Origin of the sequence: Nitrosomonas supralitoralis, from assembly GCF_003011925.2 — a bacterium.
Lineage (GTDB): Bacteria > Pseudomonadota > Gammaproteobacteria > Burkholderiales > Nitrosomonadaceae > Nitrosomonas > Nitrosomonas supralitoralis.
Genome location: NZ_PXXU01000064.1, coordinates 1 through 16,757, shown reverse-complemented (window position 1 = coordinate 16,757; position 16,757 = coordinate 1). Strand labels below are relative to the sequence as shown.

At 41.8% G+C, this 16,757-nt stretch carries 12 protein-coding genes; 4 read left to right on the top strand and 8 right to left on the bottom strand.

Features of this window, described 5'->3' with window-relative positions; all coding sequences use genetic code 11:
- Nucleotides 1-189 precede the first annotated feature (189 nt).
- The 6 genes from C7H79_RS14865 to C7H79_RS14840 all read right to left on the bottom strand — a co-directional run bounded on the left by C7H79_RS14865 (nt 190) and on the right by C7H79_RS14840 (nt 7,513).
- Nucleotides 190-1,251 carry a glycosyltransferase family 2 protein gene (locus C7H79_RS14865; RefSeq protein WP_106708073.1) on the bottom strand — a complete coding sequence of 354 codons (1,062 nt, stop codon included), beginning with the start codon at nt 1,249-1,251 and terminating at the stop codon, nt 190-192.
- A gap of 33 nt (nt 1,252-1,284) precedes the next feature.
- Nucleotides 1,285-2,553: a hypothetical protein gene (locus tag C7H79_RS14860; protein ID WP_106708071.1), complete on the bottom strand. Its 1,269-nt coding sequence runs from the start codon at nt 2,551-2,553 to the stop codon at nt 1,285-1,287.
- A 58-nt stretch (nt 2,554-2,611) separates the two neighbouring features.
- Nucleotides 2,612-3,826: an N-acylneuraminate cytidylyltransferase gene (locus tag C7H79_RS14855; protein ID WP_106708069.1), complete on the bottom strand. Its 1,215-nt coding sequence runs from the start codon at nt 3,824-3,826 to the stop codon at nt 2,612-2,614.
- Complete coding sequence (locus C7H79_RS14850) at nt 3,826-4,704, bottom strand: N-acetylneuraminate synthase family protein (RefSeq protein WP_106708067.1); 879 nt, start codon at nt 4,702-4,704, stop codon at nt 3,826-3,828. Before C7H79_RS14850 ends, C7H79_RS14855 begins: the two co-directional genes overlap by 1 nt.
- A gap of 614 nt (nt 4,705-5,318) precedes the next feature.
- Nucleotides 5,319-6,239 (bottom strand): rhamnan synthesis F family protein, encoded by a 921-nt coding sequence (locus C7H79_RS14845; RefSeq protein WP_106708065.1) that lies wholly within the window; start codon nt 6,237-6,239, stop codon nt 5,319-5,321.
- Nucleotides 6,236-7,513 (bottom strand): O-antigen ligase family protein, encoded by a 1,278-nt coding sequence (locus tag C7H79_RS14840; protein ID WP_106708063.1) that lies wholly within the window; start codon nt 7,511-7,513, stop codon nt 6,236-6,238. Before C7H79_RS14840 ends, C7H79_RS14845 begins: the two co-directional genes overlap by 4 nt.
- Before the next feature lie 172 nt (nt 7,514-7,685).
- Between C7H79_RS14840 and C7H79_RS14835 the strand changes: the two genes are divergently transcribed.
- Nucleotides 7,686-9,452, top strand: a complete 1,767-nt coding sequence (locus C7H79_RS14835; RefSeq protein ID WP_106708061.1) for a DUF4214 domain-containing protein — start codon at nt 7,686-7,688, stop codon at nt 9,450-9,452.
- 83 nt (nt 9,453-9,535) lie between these two features.
- Here the strand turns inward: C7H79_RS14835 and C7H79_RS14830 are convergent, their stop codons facing one another.
- Nucleotides 9,536-10,894: a cytochrome C gene (locus tag C7H79_RS14830; protein ID WP_106708059.1), complete on the bottom strand. Its 1,359-nt coding sequence runs from the start codon at nt 10,892-10,894 to the stop codon at nt 9,536-9,538.
- 252 nt (nt 10,895-11,146) lie between these two features.
- On the opposite strand from C7H79_RS14830, the gene C7H79_RS14825 reads away from it, so the two are divergent.
- Nucleotides 11,147-12,685 carry a M10 family metallopeptidase gene (locus C7H79_RS14825; RefSeq protein WP_106708058.1) on the top strand — a complete coding sequence of 513 codons (1,539 nt, stop codon included), beginning with the start codon at nt 11,147-11,149 and terminating at the stop codon, nt 12,683-12,685.
- Nucleotides 12,686-12,968: 283 nt separating this feature from the next.
- On the opposite strand, the gene C7H79_RS14820 is transcribed toward C7H79_RS14825, so the two are convergent.
- Nucleotides 12,969-14,159 carry a class I SAM-dependent RNA methyltransferase gene (locus C7H79_RS14820; RefSeq protein WP_242447324.1) on the bottom strand — a complete coding sequence of 397 codons (1,191 nt, stop codon included), beginning with the start codon at nt 14,157-14,159 and terminating at the stop codon, nt 12,969-12,971.
- 31 nt (nt 14,160-14,190) lie between these two features.
- Between C7H79_RS14820 and msrB the strand changes: the two genes are divergently transcribed.
- Nucleotides 14,191-14,661, top strand: coding sequence for a peptide-methionine (R)-S-oxide reductase MsrB (gene msrB / locus C7H79_RS14815; RefSeq protein ID WP_106708057.1), 471 nt, complete (start codon nt 14,191-14,193; stop codon nt 14,659-14,661).
- 2 nt (nt 14,662-14,663) lie between these two features.
- Entirely contained in the window at nt 14,664-16,079 is a 1,416-nt protein-coding gene (gene nhaC, locus C7H79_RS14810) for a Na+/H+ antiporter NhaC (protein ID WP_106708056.1), read from the top strand.
- Nucleotides 16,080-16,757 lie beyond the last annotated feature (678 nt).

The following is a 16,757-nucleotide window of genomic DNA, read 5'->3' as shown; positions in this document are numbered from 1 at the left end:
GTTTGAGGATAATTGAGCGCATTAAAAGATGTTAGATGGTGGCGTTGGACGCTTACGTTGGATGCTGACTGATGCAGCTTAGAATGAGCGAGTCTTTCGGCATTTAAAGTCGGAGCACAAGATAAAATGCAGTAATATCGAATAGATTGTTGCCGAAAGCTGTAGTATGCGCGATGTGTCGCTTTAAGTTTACTCGGGACTCATTCTGACAGCGCAACTTTGTGCTATAACTTCTTCTGGCGATAATACTTTTAGACTATGCAGATGAGCCCAAAAGGCAAGCGAGGAATGTAATATATGAGGAACCCCGGGCATTATCCATATCTCTGAGATACGCCTGTCAGCACGCTTCCAGCCACGTAATAAAACTCTGATCACTGAACTCAGTTGCAGTGGGTGATTATACATTTGCAAGCAAACGAGCTGAGATGGAAGTTCTGGTGTAAACCAATGAACCGAGCCTCCTTCATGGCACACGACTTCAATTGCGTCAAGAAAATCAGAAGGAAATTCCACCAACGAACAGTTGCCTGAGAGGAGCAGAATATTGCGTCGTGCTGTTGGATAGCGCAAGAGGTAGAAAGCACGATTGCGCCGCGCCAGTATAACCCGTTCGCGACCAAATGATGCGCCTCCTTTATGATAGATAAATGCGTGAGGATGGACACCATAGTGCCATCCACACAGATCAAGACGACGACCAAGGTCTATATCTTCATAATAGCCCCGACCAAATGAAGGATCAAAACCACCCACTTCTTGAAATGCATCTCGACGGACCAAAATAGCATGGCCCCGAAGGTAATGTGTCTGAATATAGCCACCTTCACGCACAATGTAGCGATTGAAATCATACTTCTCATAGCTATTGCCCGCGGGAATAATGACTGCCAGTCTTGGGTCGGCCTCAAATGCGGAACAGAGCAATGGAAGAAAATCTTGACTAACTTCAGTATCCGAATTAAGGATTAGTACATAGAATGCATCAGAGCGGTTAACTGCCGCGTTGACTGAAACACCAAAACCCTGGTTCTGTTCCGCATGGAAAATTTCTAAACGATCGTACGGTAGGCCATCCAACATCTCACGTGTCTCCATATCGGATGCATCGTCTTGAATAATGATGCGTCTAATGGATTGTCCGAGGTTGGCAACGACAGAATCAATACAACATTTTGTCAATTCCGGAGCGTTGTAGACCGGAATCACCACATCAATGGATTTGTCAGGAGGTTTGATTAAGCTATTCATGAGAAATTAATATAATCTTCGGGTAACAGTGAATTATCCCTTGCCTGCCTGCGTTTCTAACAAAGCAACATAGCGGGGTAACACATCTGGATCCAATCCATCTATCATTTCTCTTAGGAAACGCTGCCGATGTTCTTCGACATAAAAGGAATCACAGCCGGAAGCAAGAAATTCATCCATTCGCTTGTATACATCATCTCTACATCGTAACTCTGTCTCAGGCATGAATGCAGCAATCGTGGAACGGCCTGCATGCAGATAGTCAGCAGCCAACACTGGTTTTCTTGATTTGATCGCCTCAAAAACTACTGAAGTAGCAAGATCAATAATCACATCGGCCCAATTCATCAGATGAATGGAGTGAACGTCATCATCTGCTATGCTAACGTTCGTCAGACACTTAAGTGAAGTATGCTTGGTTAACGGTTGCCTCCAGCCTCCGCGGGTGTGTGGCTTGATAATTAGCTCTACGCCGGGAAAAGTGGCAATCAGATGCGTCACTTCAACGACTTCTTCCCAGAAAGTAGTAAAATCACTTTTTCTTAGGAACATGACCACTTTGAGCTGGCTATCGGAGCGGGTAAGTGGTGAGGGCGGCGACAATTTTGCTAGTTTGGCCAACCATTCATTGCAGTAACGGGGTGAACCCAAAACTATCAATGATTGATCCTTCATAAAAGGACGAAAGCGTGTAGCGCACAGCTCATTGGGTACTACAAGTTTGTCGAATATCTGACCAGCTGAATACATAGTGTCTGGTTTCAACTTCCATTCATGCCGCCGAATCAGTTGATTGATGTGAGGACTGTCTCCATGTGGCAATGAAACTGTACCAAGACCCATGGTGCGTGCCATGAAAACAACAGATTCGACCCACTCAATGCAAACGGGAGAGTTTCTTGTAATCCAGTCAAATATGATTACACCGCCTTCATGCCCTTCAAAACTTCGTTTTAGCAAGTGATTGGCAGTATTTTTCCAAACTCGTTCGCGTTTATTGGAGTTATTTATCTGGATCGCCCGGTTTACCAATGGATATATGAACGAGCGACGTAGACCGGGAGACATTAATAGTGTTTGCAACCGCCACGCTATGAATTTGAGAGGCGGTAACAGATTCCTGATATGAGCAACATGCACATTAACAAGTGCGCTGAGGAATTTGATTCTAAAGTCGCTGCGAATTTTGGGACTACCTATCAAGACAATATCACAGACGTGACCAGACTCAATCCATTTAAAGATGACTGGGGTAATATGATCTATATCATTGTAGTGACGGAGAAAAAAAAGGGCTTTCATATGGATTATTATTAGAATATCCGTGTCAAATGAAATTTTCCCAATTCGTTGTCAGTCATTAGCTGTCACAGTCGGTTATTAATTTCGCTGTTTGCCTAATATCTTTTGTAGTGGTCTGGTCAGAGGAATTTGTCATCTTCAGAATAAATTCACAAGCCTCGCGCACGGCGCCATTACCACCTGAATGTTTGCAAGTGTAATGGGCCTTTCGTAGAACTTCTGAGACAGAATCAGCTGGACAGAAAGCCAAACCTGCACTCGCCAAACACTCTAAATCACTAAGGTCATCGCCAATATAAGCAATATTCTGCAAAGCGATGTCCCATTGTTTTGCCAGTTCTTTAAGTAGAAATAATTTATTTTCTACACCTTGATAATATTCATCAATACGAAGTTTTTTCATCCTTGCCTTAACAGCAGGACTCTTTTCGGCACTAATGACACAAACTTTGATGCCACATTCACGCAGTAACTGCAAGCCATGCGCATCACGGGTATTAAATTTCTTTAATGCTTCGCCATCAGGCCCATAATACATGCCTCCGTCAGTGAGAGTGCCATCTACATCAAGGATAAATGCTTTAATTTCCATTGTGTTATTTCTGATCGGCAATAATCTTTGACATAATAAAAGCTGTTCAACGATTATCCAATCAGTATCATCGTCAATCTCAATCGCCGTCTCGGCAGCCATTTCATGAATGCCTATACATCCACCTAAACGGCTACCTAGTTGTTCCAGTAATGTCGCACGGGTTAAATAAAAAGCACCATTCTCCATCAAGCATCCTGCAAAATCCTGACGTCTGGGACGATTTGTGGGATCGTAGTTAATAGGCGTGCCTGTGTTGGTCCAATAAAATCGTTTTGATCGCACGGCAGTCAATAGAGAGTCCAGATTTTCTTCTATAAACTTACGCTTGGCAGCAATGAAATCATCGGCATGAGTCAAAGGTGAAGTTGCTTGAATCAGACATAAAACATCAAAAGAGATTTTCTGTTTAAACTCAAGCATTGCGCTTTCTGTGCTGGCCGTGTCTGTGCAAGTTTCAGGAGAGCGATCCAACACCAGAACCGATGGATGAAATTCGTCAAGCACTTTTTTGCGAATTCTTGGAGAGTCCGTGGCAACATAGATTTCGTCGAAACATTGCGATGCGATAGCCTGTTCCAAGCTCCAGGCAAATAATGGTCGTCCTGCAATATTTCGTACATTCTTATCAATAATTGATTTGGAATTTGCACGCAAAGGCATAAAGGCAACCCAACGCATTAGTTGAAATGAACTCCCTGCATGCGTTTGAGTTTACGTCGTTGTGGCGCTTCGATTTCCAGTATGGGTGTTTCCTTGAGCGTCAATGCAAGAGTTACGGCACGAACATCCCGTACTAATCTGCGTAATCCATCCGGTTCTAAAGAAGCAGCATGATCAGTTCCTTTCCAGGTACGGTCCAAGGTAAAATGCCGTTCAATCCAGGATGCGCCCAAAGCAACCGCAGCAATGTCAACAGCGATGCCAAGATGGTGCCCTGAAAATCCAATTTCTTTAATTCGCGCGCCAAACCGCTCTTGCAATGACTGTAGTTCAAGCAAACATACTTGCTCAAAAGGAACCGGATAACCGGATGTGCATGCATACAAAACAACTCGTCTGGCAGCGTGAGATTTTTCCATTAACTGCACTATCTGTTCTTGTTCTTCAGGAGTGGTCATGCCTACTGAAATATGAATGTCGCCATGATATTCTTGTGCGAGAAATTCAAGCATCGGAAAATTGAGATTACATGCGGACGGTATCTTGATGAATTCCGGATTGAGGCCAGCAATCTGCTTTGCTGAAGTCAGATCCCAGACTGAAGTGGAATAACCCACTCCAAACTCCCGACAATACTGTTGTAACAGTCGATGCTGCTCAACATCAAACTCAAGATATTCGCGATGAGCACCATAAGTGTCACCAAAACTATTTATAGGATTTGGGTGAGCTGCATTATATTCTTCAGGTGTGAGTAATTCTTTATTTGAACGCTTCTGAAACTTAACAAAATCGCATTTTGCGAATGTCGCTGCGATTCCTATCATTTCTCTAGCTAACTCTATATCGCCTTTATGATTACAACCTATTTCAGCAATTACTTTGGGTATTTTCATGGCAATCCAGTCCTATAATTATATAAAAAGCCCCCACTACAGGCTCAGAGGGATTATAAACGTTCTTAATAGTGATTGGTTTGCGGTTAGGAATTGTTTTAAAAAGAAAGGCATTTCATCCTGAAAAAATAAAAAAGTAATTTATTTTTGAACTAAGGTATCCAGCATAACAATAACATATGAAGAAAATGTGAAGAAAACCAGTTATGTAAGGTAATAAACTGAAATAAATCTATTATTTTTTTGTTACCTATTCTGAAGTGATATCGCAAAAAATGAACCGATTATTCGGTGGTGTTCAACATTGATCAGAGTGCCCAGCTTATCAAGGGAGCATGAATTAATGTTCTGAAGAATCATGATATTCTGATCGGAATGAATGAAAGGGTTGTTAACATGAATCATTTTGTTAAACAACTATGATGTGCTGTAAAGTAAGAGATCGTATACGCTAATTTATTCAAATATTTAACGGGGATAAAAAAATTTCACTGGACTGTCAGGAACATTTTTTCGATGCATTGAGAATCAAACACTCAATGAGTTTTAAAGCTTGTCCGGTTCGTCAGTAAGAATAAATTATTTGCACGATTACCGTGCCCAACGTTTCTACTCTACGACAACATATCGACATCGTAGGTAGAATTACTTTTCGCAAGCACTGCTGAAATCTCTGCATTGCTCACACCCCTTTTTGTCAAAATACTCTTTTTGAGAAACGGGAATTTCAACTCGGCAATGAGCGGTTTCCATAACTGTGAAGACGGATCGATTCGGTACTTAGGTCTTTCGGTATATGGTTCGGTAGATGGGATTTGATCCAGAACGCTTTTCAGATTATAAAGCGCCTGTAGTTTAAATCTGCGACTAAGCAATCGAGAAAAACCAACTTCATATTTTCTTATGATCGCCATCTTAAATCCCAGAACATCGACTTGTTTGAAAAATCTGACAAATTCATCAGAAGTGATCACAGCTTTTTTACAGTACAGAAAATACGATTGCAAATGCGGATAAATATATGGACAATCTGTCATTCCAACAATATCAGCATCGCAATTTTCGAGTTTCATGATTATGTCCTTGATGCTGAATAATGGTCCGAGCACACTATCATTAGCCAACAATAATCCCGTATGAGCACTGTAATGAGGGTATCTTTCTAATCCTGTTTTCCAGCCATAGAAATCGTAACCTTTATTTTCCCGTTGTATTATTCGTATACAGCATTTTGATAATTTCTCCAGATCATCATTTGAGAAGATATCGCTGGTGCTGATAAACACAATATCGAACCCGGCCTGTATCAGTTCATTGAGATAATGATAAACATTTTTTCTGATAATATTTTCTTTGTCATAGTTACAAAAAAAACATACCGGTCTAGTATAATTCGATGGTAATCCTTCTTTATCCAATCTAATTAAGGGTTTTTCGTTTATATTTTTTCTGTTGAAGAAATCGAATGACAAATCGCGGCAATATTTCAGATCTCCGATTACTCCCTTACAAAACCATTTTATAGAATTCTTCATGCGTTAAATCTACTTTCTTGCAGTTGGCTTCGGTAACTAGCTCGATTGTGACAGCTCAGTTCCGTTTTTTTCTTAGCAATGCTGATAGCAGTTACGGCCAAGATAAAATAAAGCGTTGCTCTGTAGTAAACAAGTGTTTCTGTTAATCCAGCCAAGAAAACATAGCAAACAAAGGCTATTCCCAGGATACCTAGTTGATGTTCTTTCATGGACTTAAACCAACTCCATAAAAGTAGGGTATAGGTTATTAGGCCAATTGCGCCAATATGCATTCCAATCTCGATCAAGTCATTATGGTAATGATAAGTTTTGACAAAATCCGGAAGATCCTTATAGATGCCCCCCTTATATGTTTCAATAGTTTTGTCGAAATGGCTTGCAGCCATGCCTGTACCATAACCAAAGTATGGGTGCTGAGCAATGCTGTGCAACCCAACGTCCCACATGGCAAGCCGGTATCCTAAGCTGGTTGAGTAATTTCCTTGTAAAGAAGATTCAATATCTGTTTGGGCATGAATCATCCTTTCGCTGAGCGTACTACTCAACACAGCAAAAACCCCTCCCACAAAAATTAATACCACCATAGCTACAATAAGTGTTTGAATTTCTTTTTTATATAGCAGGAGAATCAATAACATTGCCGTAAAAATAGTAGCCAGGAGAGCAGTTCGGCTATATTGGTTAAACTGAATAAAAAGCAGAAAGAACATGAAAAACCAAAGAAGTATACTTGTTTTCCTATGGCTGCTGGTTGCTGCAAAGTAAAGTGATACTATAACGCCAATACCTAATATCAATGAAAAGCCTGTATGTGAGAGTTTTAGAAAAGGGACGCCTTGTTCTTGCATAACTATCCATTGATAGAGACCTGCGAGCAATATAATCAAGAATCCCATTAGCAGGCCACCGATTGCCCAAGGCAATCGCTGATTGCTCAAAAGCGATAGATAAGGGATAAAAAACAGAAATGCCCAATATTTTTGCCATACCTTAATGCCAAGTGCAGGGTTGTCACTCCAAAGAATTCCAAGAGCCAATGCACCACAAAAAATTAATATGGCCACTACCAGGGGTTCTTGAATGCTATAGCGAATCCGGTTTAATCCGCCATCGAGAATCCAGATTATGGGTAATGCATAAGCAACGATATAAAAATTAAACCCCTTATGCAACAAGGCAAGACCAAAAAAAAATAGTACTAACTTTGCTATCACATCACGCCATGCATAATCATCTTGCAACGAAGTTATTGAATCGGCAGGTTTGTTGTGCATCCGTGATCTCTGGTTAGGGATTAATATCGCTATAAACTTATCATATAATCTTAATATTGCGCTTGATTTCAAACTTATATCGCTCATTATCATCTAAGCAACAAAATAAACTTGAGTTGGATTGTAAAGCTAGAAGGCCAAATCATTAAACGACACTCTTAATTAAGAAAATATGGCTACTGATATTTCTTATACTCCCGATAGCGTCATCGCTAAAGCTATGTTCAATTTTGATGCGTTTGGCGTAGCCAATTACTTGCTTGAAGGCACAATCCGTGTTTCTGTTTCTGATGATTTCAGTTTTACCGATTCTTTGAGTCCTGAATATTCCCGATTCAATTCAATCCTGTATACGGACGGTTCAAACGAAGTAACATGGACCACCCGAATGCAAAGCAACATTCAAACAATTCTGCAGACTTACTCACAATTCGCAAATACTACTTTTCAGTGGGAAGGAGACTATGACAGCTTTGCAAGCAGCATTGATACTACGCCAAATCCTGAAGATGTTGGAAGGGCTGATGTTTCTGATATCAACATAAACTGGATTTATCGTTCTGACGTGAATTTTGCCGGAATTTCCGGAGGGAGCTCCGATAATTTTTTGTTTAACTATACTGGAGGAGCAAATGATATTTTTCTTAACGCTTATGCACCAAAATTCAATGGTGATCTAACGCTTGATTTAAATACACGCGCGCGACAAACTCTGATGCATGAACTGGGGCACTCGCTGGGTCTCTCTCATCCGCATAGCGCCTATGACGTCAGTACCGGCACACCTACCATCACCGCGGATTATTCTGCTACCAAGGATCTGGGATTTTCGCAGCTTGGCTTTCGCACCAACAGTGCAGAAGACATGTACAAGGAATATTTTACGATCATGTCATACGATGATCAGCATTCCCTAGTGCCCGGTTCGAACGTTGTTTTTCAGGCTTACACCCCAATGATTCTGGATGTGATCGCGCTGCAACAGGCCTATGGCGAAGGAAGCGGTACCAGTGGGTCAGGCAATGATACGATCACAGCAGGCGTAGCAGGGTATCGAACCTATTTCGATACGGGCGGTATAGATACTGTCGATCTATCAGAGTATACCGGCGGTGCTTACTTTAATATGGGTGTTAGCATCATCGGTGCAGCCCATTTAGTTGGAGTATCTGTGAGTATTTTTGATGCGCAAAATGCTATTTCCTTGGGCAAGGATCCGTCCAATTTGCGCTGGTTCTATGGAGAGTACGAGAAAGCTTTTGGTTCAGCGGCGGCCGATCATGTCATCGGCAATTCACTCGATAATGTGATTGACGGTGAAGATGGCAATGATGTTCTCGCTGGGGGAGGCGGAAACGATAGCTTAAACGGTGGTGGCGGGGATGATAATATCAATGGACAGGGAGGTATCGATACAGCTATTTATATCAATAATCGCAGTGCTTTTACAATTACCCATAATATCGATCGCAGCATAACCATCCGCGATAACATAAGCAGAGAAGGGACTGATACGTTGAACGGGATCGAACGGATCAGCTTCAGCGACGAGCATCTCGCATTGGATGTCGATGGTAATGCTGGCATCGCCGCCAGAACGCTTGGTGCAGTATTTGGCGTGAACTCAATCGCAAACAAGGGATATGTGGGTATCGGATTAGGATTGCTGGACGGTGGGATGAGCTATAGCAGTTTGATGGAATTTGCCATAAATACCAAACTAGGAGTTAGTGTCAGCAATAATGATATTGTTAATTTGCTATATACCAACGTGATGGGTAGTGCACCATCGATCAGTGATTTGAATTACTATGTTGGCCTACTCCGAGATGGCACATATACGGAAGCCGGTCTAGGTATACTGGCGGCGGATTCAACAATTAACGCCAGCAATATCAATCTCATCGGGTTAGCGACAACAGGATTGGAGTTTGTGTAACAGAATTTCCGTAATGGTTTGATTGAAAATGAATTATGGTTTGTATGATGCTGCTATTGAACAGATTGAAACGGTAGTGGAATTTAGAAAGCCATCCATGCATTAAAGTAAAGTGTATCGTTGTTTACAGCATTGCGACCAAAACCATCATAGTTATGAACATTGCCGTTAAACTTGAAGTTGTGAACGTATTGCACTGCCAGGCGCAGATTGACAAACGTACCCATCACCGAGGCACTGGATTTACCAAAGGGAGTGTAGCTGGCTTCAGCAGTGAATGCTTGACTATTGGGATTGCCCGTGCGGTTGCCGCTGATAGGGTCGCCAAAACCATAAATGAATGTATCGGCCGTCCCAGTGGTTTGATTGTAAAATAAATTCAGACCATAAGTCTGTTGAAAAGTATATCCTGCTCTCAACCGAACGGTGTCGAGATTGCTTTTTATTTTATCGGCTAGTCCTAGCGCGGAACTGGCGCGCATATTACGGTTTTCACGCAGATAGGTTGCAGTAAATTCATAAATGTGGATAGGATTTGCGAGATATTGATAAGTGAGATCAAACCCGAAATCATCATATCGGTCAGTGCCGGCACCTGTTATTCTTTGCGGATTGACATCTCCGTGTAGTCCAAAACTGCCAATCGATCCATAATGCCCATTCCAATCTTTCTGTAGTGCAATCCGCCAATAAGGTGCGCCACCATTTAACCTGGCTTGCTCGGCGTCGAATACACCGATCCCTTTCTGGGCATTCTTAGCTAAACTGGTATAACCCCCAGCTTCGATATAAAGGAAATTATTCAGCATCATATATCCAGTTGCGCCAATCACTTGCGAGCGAAGTGATTCAATCAGGTTCGCTGCAGCTTGCGTGGGCGCTAAAGGTGATGAACTCCACGGAAATCCCCATGCCGGTGTTGTATTCCAGAGATCAGACACTGTGGGATTATTATTTGCGGTCATTCCAAAGATCATATTCTGGCCCGCAAAATCGAATTGATCTGCATAGCGGATATCCGTATTATCGAGTACGCCTATATTTTCTACGCCATCATAAGTTCCTTCGACAAATGCACCGATCTTGGAAGTAAGGCGGCCAGCTAGGAAAATTGCTGCTTCATCAATCGTGGCATTGTTATTTTTGCCAAAACGATCAGCTGCGCCATCCGCTTGCCCTTGCTGAGTATGTGTGAATGAACCCCGAATCATGCCGCTCAATGGGATGATATTGTTATTATTACCATCTGTCTGCGTATAACCTCTGAGTTTGAAATTCCTGCCAACAGAAGTAAGGTTGGGTCCAAATGACTGCACATGACATGAGCTACATGGCATTCCCGTCTGACGGGCAAAACTTGGCAGTGCATTGGCGTGAGAATTTAGTAAAAGAAATATAAAAAAGAAACCAAATACGGACATTGCGTTTTTAGAAACAATCATTCCTTCATATCTCCGAAAAGAAATAAATGCACATATGAGAATACACTGAACAAGCGGATGATTAACTGACTTATAATCCCGTAATGTAATCAGGTTTAATAGTGAGGCAGGCACAATAGCATTTATGCTGTAAATGCCATGTGAAGGTATGTAGATATTAATTGTGAAGTTTTATCAATATATAACAGTCAGAAATTAAATTACCGTAAAAGTTACGTTTCGATCACTTGATTCATCACTCAGGTTTTATTAATGCCATCACCTTTTGCTTCGAGCGAAATAACCCCTATTGTTAAGGCCAATGACAATGCGATTGACTCGTTATTGAGCATCTCTCGCTGGGCAAGCGGGACCATTTCATATAGCTTTCCAGCAAGCAACGATCCCTTATTCTGGTCATCACTTTCGGGCGGGTATGGCTTTCAATTTGGAGATGGCGAACCATGGAATAGTGCTTTCGTTCCGCTTACTATGGCTGATCAAGCTAATTTTGTGAACGCGTTGCAGCAATGGGCTAATATTGCCAATTTAAATTTTGTGCAAGTATCAGAAACACCCAGTGAAGTCGGAGATATACGTGCAGCCTATACTGAAGATCCGGATAAATTAACTCTTGCTTGGACTTATCTTCCCAGTCCCAGCACCTTAGCAGGTGATATTTGGATTAACACTAAAGGTCTTCTCCGCTCTCAGGAATGGGGTCCAGGTAGTATTTCTTTCGAAACCATTTTGCATGAACTTGGCCATGCTCTGGGCCTCAAACATCCGTTTTTAGACCCCGATGATCCATCACAAGCCGTATTGCCGGCAAATCTGGATAACACTAGCTATACCGTCATGAGCTATACCTACTCAAACTTGGAAGGTGATGTAGGCACAGAATTCTCATTTCATCCCACCACGCCGATGGTGCTCGATATTTCTGCCATACAATTTTTGTATGGCCCAAACAACCTTTATCATGTTGCCAATGATACTTACACTTTTGATGACGCAAATACCTATCATGAAACCATATGGGATGCAGGCGGCTCCTCTGATACCATTCGCTATACTGGTATAATTCCGAGCTTAATCGACCTGAATCCGGCCAGTGCATCGCAAATAGGCCAGCCGGTATACGTTCAATCTAATGGCGTAAATATCGGTTCACCCATTCACAATATTTGGATTGCTGATAATGTGACAATAGAGAATGCCATTGGTGGCCAGGGGAATGATATATTCATTGGCAATGGAGTCAGCAATAGCCTGGATGGCGGATCAGGGATTGATACAGTGCTGATCAAATCTATGCACAATCAATTCACGCTCAATAAAATATCCGGTGGTTACTTGATCGCTACTAACGCCGAACCCGGCAATCAAGATACATTGTTGAATATTGAGCGCGTAAAATTTGACGATATCGGAGTAGCACTTGATCTTAATGGTAATGCTGGTGAAGTCGCGAAACTGCTCGGCGCGGTATTCGGCGCTTCTGTCGTTACCAACCCGGAATATGCCGGGATCGGTCTGGCCAAAGCTGATGCAGGCTTGAGCTACGAACAATTAGGCGAATTCGCTATTCATGCAACTAAATTCACTCGTCACGATGAAATTGTAACCTTGTTGTGGCAAAATCTTTTCGGCACCGTTCCAACACAGAATGAAAAATCTCCCTACGTCAATATGCTCGATAGCGGTGAAATATCAGTGGGTTCTTTAGCCATGCTGGCCGCAGACAGTGAGGTGAATGCACAAAATATTCATTTCACTGAGTTAATGCAAACAGGTCTTATGTATATTTGATGTTGTCTGGTTGAAGATATTGTCTTGAATCCGAGTCCTTTAGCAGCAGCAGCTAGGTAATGGCGTCGAACCGATTAATTCTTATTGTCAAACGTTAAACGGTGCAAACTACAGCGAATTGCGAGGATCAAGCAAGGGATCGTTTTGCCTTGACTCCAAAGTCAAACATAAATCCAGAGCTTTGAGTTTTCTTGTGGATTTTCCTCTATTTTCGCACCTCAAATAGTTTTAATGAAACCTGAGTTCAGCTCTGCTAAAAATGTAATGGGTTTCACTTTGATGGTTAAGAAATGTCGACAGAACTCAGACATGCGGTGGCATCAGGTCGATTAAATACTGCCGATATTTCAATATGCTGTGTATGTGGAAACAAATCGATTAGTTGAATTTCAGTGATCGAGAAATTATTTTGACTGAAAAACCAGGCATCGCGTGCGAAAGTCTCAGGGTTACATGAAAAATAGATAATTGTTCTTAGGGCTTTAAATCGATCAAAGAACCCTTTGTGTTTTTTTAATCCTGCACGGGGTGGATCAAGTATCAGTATTTTTGCGTCATTGACTGGTTGTTGCAATTTTTCCCAGACTAATGGATCAAACAGATCGCATTTTAGAGGTATTACTTTATCGAAGTTTTTTATTTTTATCTGCTGAATTGAATTGTCGTCAGATTCAAAAGCAATGATCGAGGTGCAGTTCGATTCGGCTATGATTTGCGTGAAATTACCAGAGCCACAGAATAGTTCTACCACCTTTCCGGTGCAGGGGATGTTGGTGAGTTTTTCTTTTAACCAGGCTTGCATCCATGTATTTTGCGAAGTGTTGCCTTGTTTGAAAGGGCGCTTCTGATTAATGGCAATTTCATTCGCTTGCATCTCATCATCCAGTTCGATGAAATTCCAATCCTGAGCAGCACCAGCTTTCCATTTTGGATTAGGTAATTGCTGGATAGCTGTTTTTAATAATTTTCTACAGGAATCATTGAGTACGATGCAATCTTTGATTGGCGCAATTTTATATGAATTTTCGGACACAAAACCCAATTGTTGGCCATCAGTTTTCACCTGACAGCGGTTGCGATAACCATAAATTTGCGGAGCAGGGTGCACGGGACCGGTGGTGAACTGTGTACTGTCGAATCCGATTCTTTTCATTGCATAAACAAAGCGATTTCTTTTCTGTTCAAGTTGGCTTGTATAATCAGCAATCATCCAAGAACAACCAGTGCAGGCATTTGATTCCAGGCTAAGATGCGGGCATTCGGGTGTTTGTCGGTGTACTGAAGGTTGCATGAGATGGAGTAATTTGGCGTAGGCGAATTTCTTATTGTTGAGTGGCTTATCGATCACTTCAAATTGGCCGCTATCGCCCGGCCAGGTGCCATAGACAAAGTAGGATATGTTATTTTGAATATTCTTTACAACGCCAAACCCTTTTTGCGATAAGTGGGTAATTGTGCCGGTAAATTTCATCATTAATAATTTTGTTATAAAGGGAGAAACCGAAATGGCTAATCCGTATGAAAATTTTAAAAAAGATCCCGAGTTATTGAAAAACGAGTTGACAACACTTCAATATCAGGTCACACAACATGCTGGTACCGAGCCGCCATTTCAGAATGAATTCTGGGATCACAAGGCCGAAGGCATCTATGTGGATATTATATCTGGTGAGCCTCTTTTTGCATCGATTCATAAATTCGATTCGGGTACCGGTTGGCCAAGTTTTTATCAGCCGATAAATGAGCAGTATATCCAATTCAAGACCGATGATGAGCTCTGGATGCCACGTACCGAAGTTCGTAGCCAATATGCGGACAGTCATTTAGGTCATGTTTTTAACGATGGTCCGGCGCCTACTGGTCAGCGATATTGCATTAATTCCGCAGCGCTCAAATTCATTAAGAAGGAAGACATGCAGACGATGGGGTATGGTGATTGGATGGTGTTGTTCGAAAAAGAAGCGTCAAATAGGTAACAATGACTGAACAAAATAAATCTTTAGAAGAGTTATCGACTAACCAGAGATTGCCTTCATTTTTCCATGCAGCGGTTTGCTTTGCTGGTGTATTGCTGCTGATTTCATTGGGATTGTTTTTTTTTCAAGCCAGTTTGCATGCGCTCATTTTTCTAGCATTGATTTGGGTCAGCGTACAAGCGCACGGGCTGGGTTATTCGTTTATTGATATCCGGCATATGATGGATGAGGGCATCGCCAAAGCGCTGCCGGCAATTTATATTTTTCTTTTGATTGGCATGGTGATTGCCAGTTTCATGCAAAGCGGCACCATCGCCAGTTTGTTATATTACGGACTGGATTGGCTCAATCCCAGTATCTTCCTGGCAGTAGGGTTAGTGTTGTGTAGTTTAATGTCGATAGCTACCGGTACCTCATGGGGAACGGTGGGAACTCTTGGTGTAGTCCTAATTGGTATCGGTGATGCGATGGGTATCCCGTTGCCGCTGGTGGCAGGAATGATCGTTTCTGGCGCGACCTTTGGCGACAAATTGTCTCCCATTTCCGATACTACCAATCTTGCTGCAATGAGCGCCGAAACTAATCTTTATAGGCATATCGGTTCGATGCTTTATACCTCGTTGCCGACGTTTGTCATCGTGCTGATCATTTTTATTGTATGGGGAATGCAATATGGTGGGAATGCATTGCCTGGCAGCCATATTAATGAAATTCGCAGCGCATTGTCGGATACCCACCAATTGGATTGGTGGGTGACATTACTCCCGTTGTTGTTGATGTTTGGCTTGAGTATTCAGCGCTATGCTGCGGAAGTCAGCATGTCATGCAGTATTTTGCTGGCGATGTTGATTGCTGTGGTGTATCAGGGCAAAGATGGTGTCGATGTGATCAATGCTTTGTGGTTAAATTCTCCGGGAACCACAGGCATTGAAAGCATCGATACTTTACTTGGACGCGGCGGTATGTACAGTATGGCATGGACGTTGCTATTGTCCATCATGGCGCTCGCCCTGGGGGGCATCATGCATCATGCAGGATTTTTGCGCGTGTTATTGATGCGGCTCATCGCGAATATCAGGCACGTTAGTGCACTAATTGCTACTACCATTGCAGCGGGATTCTTCGGCAATATGGCGCTGGGAGAGGCATATATATCGATTATTCTTAATTGTCAGCTATTTAAAGGTGCATACCAGAAAAAAGAGCTGGATCAAGCAGTTTTATCCCGTTCAGTGGAAGAAGGTTCTACTTTGACGACAGGATTGATTCCTTGGACCACAGCCGGTACTTTTTATGCTGCTACACTGGGGATTCCGACACTGGATTATGCAGGATATGCTTTATTGAATTTGTTGAACCCTTTTGTTTCTATCGCTATGGCGGTTTTGGGATTGGGGTTGCTAAAGAGAGTGCGATAGCATTTCGTTTTGTCTGTTTTTCATTGATTCATAATTTTATTCGTATATAAGCGAATTATCAAAAATAATAAAATGTAACAAGGAAGCTTAGCAGGGTGTCAGAAAATTATTACTATCTTTATAAGTAGAAGCACATAAATAACGACGATGAGGCTTCATAATAAGGGACAATAATTTTACTGACATAATCAGCAAGGTAAAACTTTGAAACAGTAAATAATTCTGAGGGTACGACAGGAATGAAAACAGCATAACGATTCATCTTATAGCGGGCAATTATGTTAGCAACAAATAGAAATATCCGGTTTAGTAACAAATAAATTGCCCGCTTTTTAATTAAAAATGCAGTGAATCCGTACTGAGGTTCTGAGGTTCCTTCAGTCTTTCGTCATTCAACAGGCGAACAGTTTTATGTTTTCAGCTTATCAAAATCGTTTCCGAGGCAGTTGATACAAGGAAAAAATAGCGAAAAAGCGCAGTTTATGCTTAATAAATGAGCATTTTGAGCCGATTTTTAACACAGTAGCAGCAGCGCAGATAGTTTCTCAACGGCCTGTTAATACTCGGAATAATTTTTTTTAGCGAATATCATAATGGTTAGCGCCACGAGATAGGTACGTTAAAGATTTCGATATCCTTAAAGTGGAGTGGAAAGTTTTCTAGAAATTTTAGTATGAA